The sequence below is a fragment of the Euzebya sp. genome, assembly GCF_964222135.1.
In the GTDB taxonomy this organism is placed as follows: domain Bacteria; phylum Actinomycetota; class Nitriliruptoria; order Euzebyales; family Euzebyaceae; genus Euzebya.
This window is the reverse complement of sequence record NZ_CAXQBR010000090.1, coordinates 19,449-27,156: the sequence shown is the minus strand read 5'-3', so window position 1 is coordinate 27,156 and position 7,708 is coordinate 19,449. Positions and strand designations below refer to the sequence as shown.

Sequence of the window (7,708 nt, the reverse complement as noted above, 5' to 3'; positions counted from 1 at the left end):
CAAGATTTGACAGTAGCTCCGGCCTGCTTGCGGAACTCAGGGGTGTAGGTCTTCCCCATCATGTTCTCCTCTCAGGTAGGCCTCGCTTCCCAACCTGACAGGTGTCCGTGCTACCGGGGGATCTTCAGTTCACCGGCATCATTGGTGACGTCGCCCTGCGCCGTTGGGACATCCACGCCGACGGCTCGTGGACGCTGTATGCCTTCGCGGGTGGGTTCGCACTGCTGCTGTGGGTCGGGCACTTCCTAGCCATGGCGGCCGCCGTCGGGTTGGGCTGGCCCCCCGAGCTGTGGGGCGGCGCCATCGGCATGACCGTGTTGACCGCCGTCGGCATGGCGACGCTTACCGCTACCCACTCCACGCCCTCCGCGGCGGCTGCGGTGAAACGCTGACACCGTGCTGCGTAGCCGCGCGGAGACATCGTTGGTCACCAGCCCGCCTGGCCGTTGGCTGCAGTCGGGTTCAAGATCAGGCTCGTCCTCAACCGAGTCTGCGCGGAGGGCATAGTCGGCATCGACCACGAGAGTGATGCACCTCCGCACATGGGATGTGGGAATCCACGGATGCGCCTGCCCGCCGCCGCCGTGATGCTGCAGGTTGCAAGTGGCACCTCACAGGGATCGGAGTCGGCATGACTGACCATCACAGTGACCGCGCGCATCCGGCCGTGGTACGGGGAACGGCCATCGCCGTCCTGGAGGTCGCGGGCGAGCCGGGAACTGAGGCAGGTGACGTGCCCGGCGGGCATGGCCAGGAGAGGGAGAGGCTGCGCTCACATGGGTGGGAGGCGGCCGCCAACCAGTCAGCCGCCTGTCCGGCATGCAGCGGCCAGGCAATTGCAGGACGTGAGGCCACCGGGCGGTGCACGGTGCTGTGCGAGTGCGTCGCGACAACCGTGCGCCGGGAGCTCGCCGGCCCGGTCGCGGAGGTGCGCGCCTACCTGGAAGCGCTCGCCGCAGCCACACAGGGCGACGGTGACCTCGCCAGCACGCTGCTGGGGCGGGCGCTCGCAGCGGCGGAGCGCGTGCAGGAGGTCACGACGGCACTGGTCGCCAACCCAGACACCAGCCAACCGCTCCAGGTCGACGATGTCGACCTGTCCGATGTGGTGGCAGCCGTCGTGGCCGATCTGGACGACCTCGCCGGGCGCCGCGACGCCCGGGTCAGCTTCGGACAACTCCCAACGGTGCGCGGCGACCGGGGGCTTCTCTACCATCTCGTCAGCGCCGTCATGCGCAACGCGCTCACCCACGGCGGCGCCCAGGTGACCCCGACGGTCGTGGTCACTGGCCGGCGGTTGGGCACTGACTGGGTGGTGCAGGTCGCCGACGACGGCGAAGGCATGTCGGCCTCGGAGTGGGAACGTGTCTTCGACCTCTTCGATGAGGACGCCGACCGCGAAGCCGGGCAGGGGTTGGGGCTGTCGACGGCCAAACGGGTCGTCGAGCGTCACGGCGGCCGCATCTGGATGGAGGAGGCGTCGGGCGGTGGAACGGTGGTGAGCTTCACGTTGCCCGCTGCTTCCCGGTGAGGCCAGCATCAACTACAGATGCCAGGCCGCCGCTCACACGTGCCCTGTTTGGCCCTTCACCAATTCTTGATGATCCACCGGGCATCTTCTTCATCTACAGCGGTCACCCTGGGTGAGCACAGCCAGAAGGACCCAAATCCAGACAAGCTTGGAAGGGACGTGGTCACATGATGTGGGGATGGAACGGGATGACAACGGGAGGCTGGATCCTCATGACGGCCTTCTGGGTTGGGGTGATCGCGCTCATCGTGTGGGCAGTCGCTAGGCAGTTCCCCCGCGACCGCACCGACGAAAATGTGCGTAGGGAAACGCCTGAGGAGATTCTCGATCGTCGGTTTGCCAACGGTGAGCTCGACGCCGAGGAATACCGGGATCGGCGTCAGGAGGTGCGCAGTCGTGGCGTGCACAACGGTGAGGCTGACCACTGGAGGCGTCCCACGGTCCCAGTTGTGAAGATGTGGCTGTCGGCACGTGTGAAGGACACCGGCATGGATCGCAGATGGACCGGACTAGCCGTACCGCAAGTAGGACCGTCGTAGGATGGCCACCGTGGTCCCCTCTCCTTGGAAGTGAACGATGACAACTATTCGCAGGCTCTCCCTTCCTGCCCTCTTGTTCGCCCTGTCGATCGTGCTGGCGGCGTGCGCCGCTGACGAGGGTGACACCGCAGCCGCGCCCGAGCCCACCGATGCCGCGATGACGGAGTCGGCCGACGACATGGCTATGGACGACGACATGGCCGAGGGCGAGGAGGGTGATGACCACGGCGAGGAGTTCGCGTGGGGCAGCCCTGCCGATGCCGGCGAGGCGTCGCGGACGATCGAGATCGAGGCCGATGACGACTTCACGTTCGACCCTGCCGAGGTGGAGGTCGAGGCGGGCGAGACCGTGACGTTCAGCGTCACCAACGTCGGTCAGCTGGAGCACGACTTCACGTTGGGCGACGCGGAGACGCAGCAGGCCCACGAGGAGGAGATGGCGGAGATGGACGACATGGATCACGGGGCGGCCGAGCCCAACGCCCTCACGATCCCGCCGGGTGAGACCGTGGAGACGACCTGGACGTTCACCCAGCCCGGCGAGATCCTCATCGGCTGCCATGTGCCAGGCCATTACGACGCGGGGATGCGCGGCACCGTCACCATCGCCGAGGCGAACTGACGAGCGTGAGGCTGGTCAGTGCACCCGGGCCCGGCCTCTGGGCGCGGAGGTCGGGCCATCGGTGTGGGGCCGCGACGGCAGGCTGATGGTGAACCGGGCACCGCCCGCCGCGTTCGTGGTAGCGGTGATCGAGTCGTGGTGGGGCGGCGATCAGCTCGGCGGCCACGGCCAGGTCGATGCCGGATCCGCCGGTGCGGCCCCCGACGGTGCCCTGCCAGAAAAGGTCGAAGACGTGTGCCGCCTCATCGGCGGCCATGCCGGGACCGGTGTCGTCCACATCAAGCACCGCCGCGTCGTCGTCCTCTCGGGTCGTCACCGTGACCGCTCCGCCAGCGGGGGTGAACTTGATCGCGTAGCTCAGCAGGTTGAGCACCACCTGGTGCAGCTTGTCGGGATCCCCCTGCACCCAGGCAGCATCGCGGTGCACCGCAATCTCCACACCGGCCTCGGATGCGGTGGCGCGCACCACGCGGTGGCGCGCTCAGCCACGACGGCCAGGTCGAGCGGCCATGGGTGCATGGTGAGACGGGCGGCATCGGCCGCAGCGAGGGTCTCGAGATCGCCGACGAGCCTGGTCAGCCGTGTCACCTCCCGGTGCAGCGACGTCAACGCGGTCTCGTCAGGGGCCACGATGCCGTCGAGCATCGCCTCGGTATCGCCCTGCAGGACGGCCAGCGGGGTCCGCAGCTCGTGGGCCACATCGGCCATGACGTTGCGACGGCGCCGGCCAGCCGCCTCCAGCCGATCTGCCATGTCATCGAGGGTCGCCGCCAGCTCGCCCAGCTCGCCGGGAGCAGTCACATCGGCGGGCGTCGGACTGACCGGCAGCGAGCCGTTCCGCCGCGGCTGTCAGGGCGGTGACCGGACGGATCAAGCGTCGCGCCACGACGACGGCGACCACGAGGGCAACGAGGGTGGCCAGGATCGTGCCGGCCACGGCGGTCGCCACAGCGCGGTGCGCAGTTGGTCGGCGGGTGCGTCGTGGGTCAGCGGGAAGGTCAGCGTCACTGCGCCGACGGGTCGACCCTCGATGTCCACCGTGATCGGCACCGGCCAGCCGCGGGGCTGATCCAACGTCGTGACACCGTGCATCGCGCTCATCATCTCGGCCAGCTGATCGGTCGGTGCCGCGACCACCTGCCCGTCGGCATCGATCACCACGACGCGGGCTTCGGCGCGCGCGGCGATCGCCGCGGCGACATCCAGGTCGGCTGCGGTCCAGCCCCCGGCCGTCGCGTAGGCGGCGCCCGCCGCCGCGGCCACCGCTTCACCGGCGTGGGCGTGCTCACGCTCGAGGAGCCGTCGAGTCTGCGCGTCGGTGCTGACCACGATCAGCGCGGCGAACACGCTGACGGCGGCCACCGCCACCACGACGAACGCCGCCGCCAGGCGGAGCGCCAGCGGACTGGACCGACGGTCAGCGGTCACGGGGCAGCTCGAAGCGGTAGCCGACCCCGACGACGGTGGTGACCAGCCGTGGATCGGACGGGTCTTGCTCGATCTTGCGACGCACGTTCTTCACGTGGCTGTCCACCGTCCGCTCATAGCCGTCGAACTCGTGTCCGCGCGTGCGGTTGACCAGCTCGAACCGGCTGAACACCCGCCCCGGCGAGGCCGTCAACGCGTCAGCAGCCCCCATTCGGTCGGCGTCAGCACCGCCCGATCTCCTCTGATCGTGGCCTCGTGGCGGTCCTGGTCGACCACCACCTGTCCATCACCGAAGCTGGCCAGCCCTGACGGGGCGTCGGCGCCACCCGCGCGGCGCAGGATCGCCTTGACGCGAAGGACAGCTCCCGAGGGCTGAACGGCTTGGTCAGGTAGTCGTCGGCACCCAGCTCCAACCCGGCGATGCGGTCGGCCTCGGCGACCTTGGCGGTCAGCATCAGGATCGGCGTGGCGTCCTGGCGGCGGATCTCAGCCGCCACGCTCTCACCGGGGGATGTCCGGCAGACCCAGGTCGAGGACGACCAGATCGGGCCGCGCCTAGGCGTAGAGCGTCAGGGCCTCCGCCCCCGATCCCGTCAGACCACCAGCATGCCGGCACCCTCCAGGTAGGTGCGCACGAGCGTGCGGATCTTCCCCTCGTCCTCGACCACAGCACGGTTGATGCCATGTGCCCACCATCCCCATCGCCGACCGATGATGCACAGGCCGGACGGTCCGAAAACGCCGGGACCTCGTCCCGTCTCCACACCACCTCCACACCGCCCGCCCACGCTGGTGACCGACGGAGAACGCGAATGGAGGCGAGACGGATGCCGACAGGACGTGCGCACGACATGGTCGAGAAGACAGTGGTGGACCACCTCGGTGACATCGAGGACCGGGTGCACCATTTGCACGACGGCATCGCCGGTGGGCTCGACGGTCCCGATGCGCTCACCCAGCTCGCAACGCTCCGGCACATGGTGGATGCCATCGGGCGCGACCTGGCAGGCCGTCACCTGCAGGCCCGCCTCGAGCAGGCAGCCGACGGGAGCCCCGAGGACCTGCAGCTGTTCCGATCGCACATCCACCAGGTCTGCGAGCGGGTCATGAGGATGTGATTGCCTCAGGTGCGGTGTTCACGTCGTGGCCGTGATGCTCCTCCGCCTGGCTCATCATCGGCAGCCCGGTCGCCGGTCAAGGCCACCACCAGGTTGGAGACGGCGAACACTACGATGAACGTGGCCAGGACGAGGGCCGGCCGCCGTCCGGCCCTGCGAACGGAGGACCAAGGACCATGTACCCCTGGGGGGTAAAGCGTGATGCTCGGTGCTGCGATCGGAGGGAGGACCCATGGGCGAGGCGTTGCTGCTGAGGGCCACGGCTCTCAGGAAGACCTACCGGACCGGCATCTGGCCACGTCGGCGTGCGGTGCAGGTCCTGCGCGGCGCGGACGTGCGGCTGGGCGCGGGGGAGGTCGTGGGGTTGGTTGGTGAGAACGGGTCGGGCAAGAGCACGTTGATGCAGATCCTGGTGGGGGCGTTGGACAGCGACGGGGGCAGCGTCGACCGGCGCGGTGCTCTGGGCTACTGCCCGCAAGCGCCCATCCTGTACGAGCGCCTGACCTGTGATGAGCACTTCGAGCTGTTCGGCGAGGCCTACGGGATGGATGCGGGTGATGTCGTCGGCGCACGTCAGGACCTCTACGACCTCCTGGGGTTCGACCGGTGGGCGGATGCACGGGTCGAGGCGCTCTCCGGCGGGACGAAGGCCAAGCTGAACCTGAGCCTGGCGCTGCTCCCAGACCCGCCGATCCTGCTCCTGGACGAACCCTACGCCGGGTTCGACTGGGACACCTTCCAGCGATTCTGGGCGCTCACGCGGGCCCGTCGGGACGCCGGCAGGTCACTGCTGATCATCAGCCACTTCATCACCGACGAGGAGCGCTTCGACCGGATCTATGATCTCCGCGACGGGGTCACGGTGGCGCGATGACCGCCGTGAGCGTCGCCGGCCGGCGTCCTGGTCCGGCGCTGTGGCTGCTGTCCTGGCGCTTCCTCGCCGAGTACGCGCGACGACCGCTGAACCTGGCGCTGCTCGCCCTCGTCCCCCTCGTGTTCGTCACGCTGTCGGCAGGCGCGATCGCCGACTTCGCCACCGCGCTGGGCGGGATCACCGAACTCGGTACCGTCGAGGCCGCGACTGCCGGCTGGGCGGCGTCGCTGCTGGCCGGCGTCGCCGGCTTCTTCCACATCACCGGATCCCACGAGGTCGACCGCCGCCTGGCCGCCGCGGGGGCCGGCCCTCTGCGGGTCGTGACCGCCCGCCTGGTCTCCGCCATGGCCCTCGCCGGCATCGCCGCCACCGGTGCGCTGCTCGCGCTGGGGTTGCGCACCGACGTGGCCGGCAGCCCTCGGGTCATCGGCGCCACCGTGCTGATGGCGCTGATCTACCTGGGGATCGGCACCGTGGTGGGTGCGTCGGTGCGCTCGGAGGTCAACGGATCCCTGCTGCTGGTCTTCATCTGGCTGTTCGATGTGTTCCTGGGCCCCGCCTTCGGTGGCGGCGGCGCGCTGCTGCGCACCTTCCCGCTGCACTTCCCGACACTGGTGGTCACCGACGTCGCCTCCGGACACGGTGGTCCGGTCGGCGACCTGGGCCTGACCGCCGCGTGGGCGACCGGCGCGCTCGCCATCGGGACGATCGCGCTGGTGCGGATGACCCGCCCCTCACGCGCGAAGGCCACCCCCCGTCACGGGTGGTGGCGCCGCACGGCCGTCGGCCTGCGCTACGGCTTGCGCGACTACCGCCGCAACCTCGTCCTGTGGGTGCTGCTCATCGGGCTGCCCATCGCCTTCATCTCCGTCAGCATCGCCGTCACACCCACCACCCCGACGCCCGTGGAGCTGATCGAGGACGGGCAGCGCGGCCTGCAGCTGCTGTCCATGCGTCGACTGCACGGCGCGATCATGGTGCCAATCACCGTCGGGTTCCTCGCCGGCCTGGCCGGGCTCTTCGTGGCGCTCGGTGCCGCCGAGGGTGACCGGCGACTGGTCCTGGCGGGCTACCGCCCCCTGGAGATCCTCGCCGCCCGACTCGGGGTCATCACCATCGCCACCGCCATCACGACCGCGATGTCGCTGGCCGTGACCAGCATGTCCTTTGCCCCCGCAAGCTGGCCCCTGTTCATAGGGGCGACGATCCTCGTGGCGCTCACCTACGCCATGATCGGCGTACTGCTGGGCCCCCGGTTCGGTCTGCTCGGTGCCCTCTACCTCATGCTCGGCCTGCCCTTCATCGACATAGGCATCGCCCAGAACGCCATGTTCGACGCCGCCCCCCCGTCCTGGGCCACATTCATGCCAGCGCATGGGAGCGTCCGGGTCATGCTGGACGGCGCGTTCACCACCCAGTTCGATGAGACCGGTGCCCTGCTGGTGGCCATCGCGTGGCTGGTCGGCCTGACCGCGGTCGCCGTCGTGCAGTTCCACCGGCTTGCCGCACCATCCACCTAGAGCCCACGCGGGCTGGGCATCGCCGTCCCTACACGCGCGTGGTGAACGTTTCCTGGCCGCGCCACAGTCGGGCGCG

At 69.3% G+C, this 7,708-nt stretch carries 12 protein-coding genes; 7 read left to right on the top strand and 5 right to left on the bottom strand.

Features of this window, described 5'->3' with window-relative positions:
- The first annotated feature begins 101 nt into the window (after window positions 1-101).
- The 4 genes from ACEQ2X_RS19890 to ACEQ2X_RS19875 all read left to right on the top strand — a co-directional run bounded on the left by ACEQ2X_RS19890 (window position 102) and on the right by ACEQ2X_RS19875 (window position 2,692).
- Window positions 102-392, top strand: coding sequence for a hypothetical protein (locus ACEQ2X_RS19890; protein WP_370327608.1), 291 nt, complete (start codon window positions 102-104; stop codon window positions 390-392).
- 239 nt (window positions 393-631) lie between these two features.
- On the top strand, window positions 632-1,531 hold the full coding sequence (locus ACEQ2X_RS19885) for a sensor histidine kinase (RefSeq protein ID WP_370327607.1): 900 nt from the start codon (window positions 632-634) through the stop codon (window positions 1,529-1,531).
- A gap of 167 nt (window positions 1,532-1,698) precedes the next feature.
- Complete coding sequence (locus tag ACEQ2X_RS19880) at window positions 1,699-2,070, top strand: SHOCT domain-containing protein (RefSeq protein ID WP_370327606.1); 372 nt, start codon at window positions 1,699-1,701, stop codon at window positions 2,068-2,070.
- A 73-nt stretch (window positions 2,071-2,143) separates the two neighbouring features.
- Window positions 2,144-2,692 carry a plastocyanin/azurin family copper-binding protein gene (locus ACEQ2X_RS19875; RefSeq protein ID WP_370327605.1) on the top strand — a complete coding sequence of 183 codons (549 nt, stop codon included), beginning with the start codon at window positions 2,144-2,146 and terminating at the stop codon, window positions 2,690-2,692.
- On the opposite strand, the gene ACEQ2X_RS19870 is transcribed toward ACEQ2X_RS19875, so the two are convergent.
- From ACEQ2X_RS19870 to ACEQ2X_RS19850, 5 genes are all read right to left on the bottom strand, one after another.
- Window positions 2,670-3,158 (bottom strand): sensor histidine kinase, encoded by a 489-nt coding sequence (locus tag ACEQ2X_RS19870; protein WP_372530578.1) that lies wholly within the window; start codon window positions 3,156-3,158, stop codon window positions 2,670-2,672. The genes ACEQ2X_RS19875 and ACEQ2X_RS19870 overlap by 23 nt on opposite strands.
- Window positions 3,050-3,493, bottom strand: coding sequence for a histidine kinase dimerization/phospho-acceptor domain-containing protein (locus tag ACEQ2X_RS19865; protein WP_370327602.1), 444 nt, complete (start codon window positions 3,491-3,493; stop codon window positions 3,050-3,052). The genes ACEQ2X_RS19870 and ACEQ2X_RS19865 overlap by 109 nt, the downstream gene beginning before the upstream one ends.
- Before the next feature lie 69 nt (window positions 3,494-3,562).
- Window positions 3,563-4,120, bottom strand: a complete 558-nt coding sequence (locus ACEQ2X_RS19860) for a hypothetical protein (RefSeq protein ID WP_370327601.1) — start codon at window positions 4,118-4,120, stop codon at window positions 3,563-3,565.
- Window positions 4,110-4,331 (bottom strand): helix-turn-helix domain-containing protein, encoded by a 222-nt coding sequence (locus ACEQ2X_RS19855; protein WP_370327600.1) that lies wholly within the window; start codon window positions 4,329-4,331, stop codon window positions 4,110-4,112. The genes ACEQ2X_RS19860 and ACEQ2X_RS19855 overlap by 11 nt, the downstream gene beginning before the upstream one ends.
- A gap of 10 nt (window positions 4,332-4,341) precedes the next feature.
- Window positions 4,342-4,617 (bottom strand): response regulator, encoded by a 276-nt coding sequence (locus ACEQ2X_RS19850; RefSeq protein ID WP_370327599.1) that lies wholly within the window; start codon window positions 4,615-4,617, stop codon window positions 4,342-4,344.
- A gap of 354 nt (window positions 4,618-4,971) precedes the next feature.
- Between ACEQ2X_RS19850 and ACEQ2X_RS19845 the strand changes: the two genes are divergently transcribed.
- The 3 genes from ACEQ2X_RS19845 (at window position 4,972) to ACEQ2X_RS19835 (ending at window position 7,632) form a co-directional block, all read left to right on the top strand.
- The gene (locus ACEQ2X_RS19845) at window positions 4,972-5,238 is read left to right on the top strand and encodes a hypothetical protein (RefSeq protein ID WP_370327597.1); all 267 of its coding nucleotides are present in this window, start codon (window positions 4,972-4,974) and stop codon (window positions 5,236-5,238) included.
- A 232-nt stretch (window positions 5,239-5,470) separates the two neighbouring features.
- Entirely contained in the window at window positions 5,471-6,112 is a 642-nt protein-coding gene (locus ACEQ2X_RS19840; RefSeq protein WP_370327596.1) for an ATP-binding cassette domain-containing protein, read from the top strand.
- Window positions 6,109-7,632, top strand: coding sequence for an ABC transporter permease (locus tag ACEQ2X_RS19835; protein ID WP_370327595.1), 1,524 nt, complete (start codon window positions 6,109-6,111; stop codon window positions 7,630-7,632). Before ACEQ2X_RS19840 ends, ACEQ2X_RS19835 begins: the two co-directional genes overlap by 4 nt.
- Window positions 7,633-7,708 lie beyond the last annotated feature (76 nt).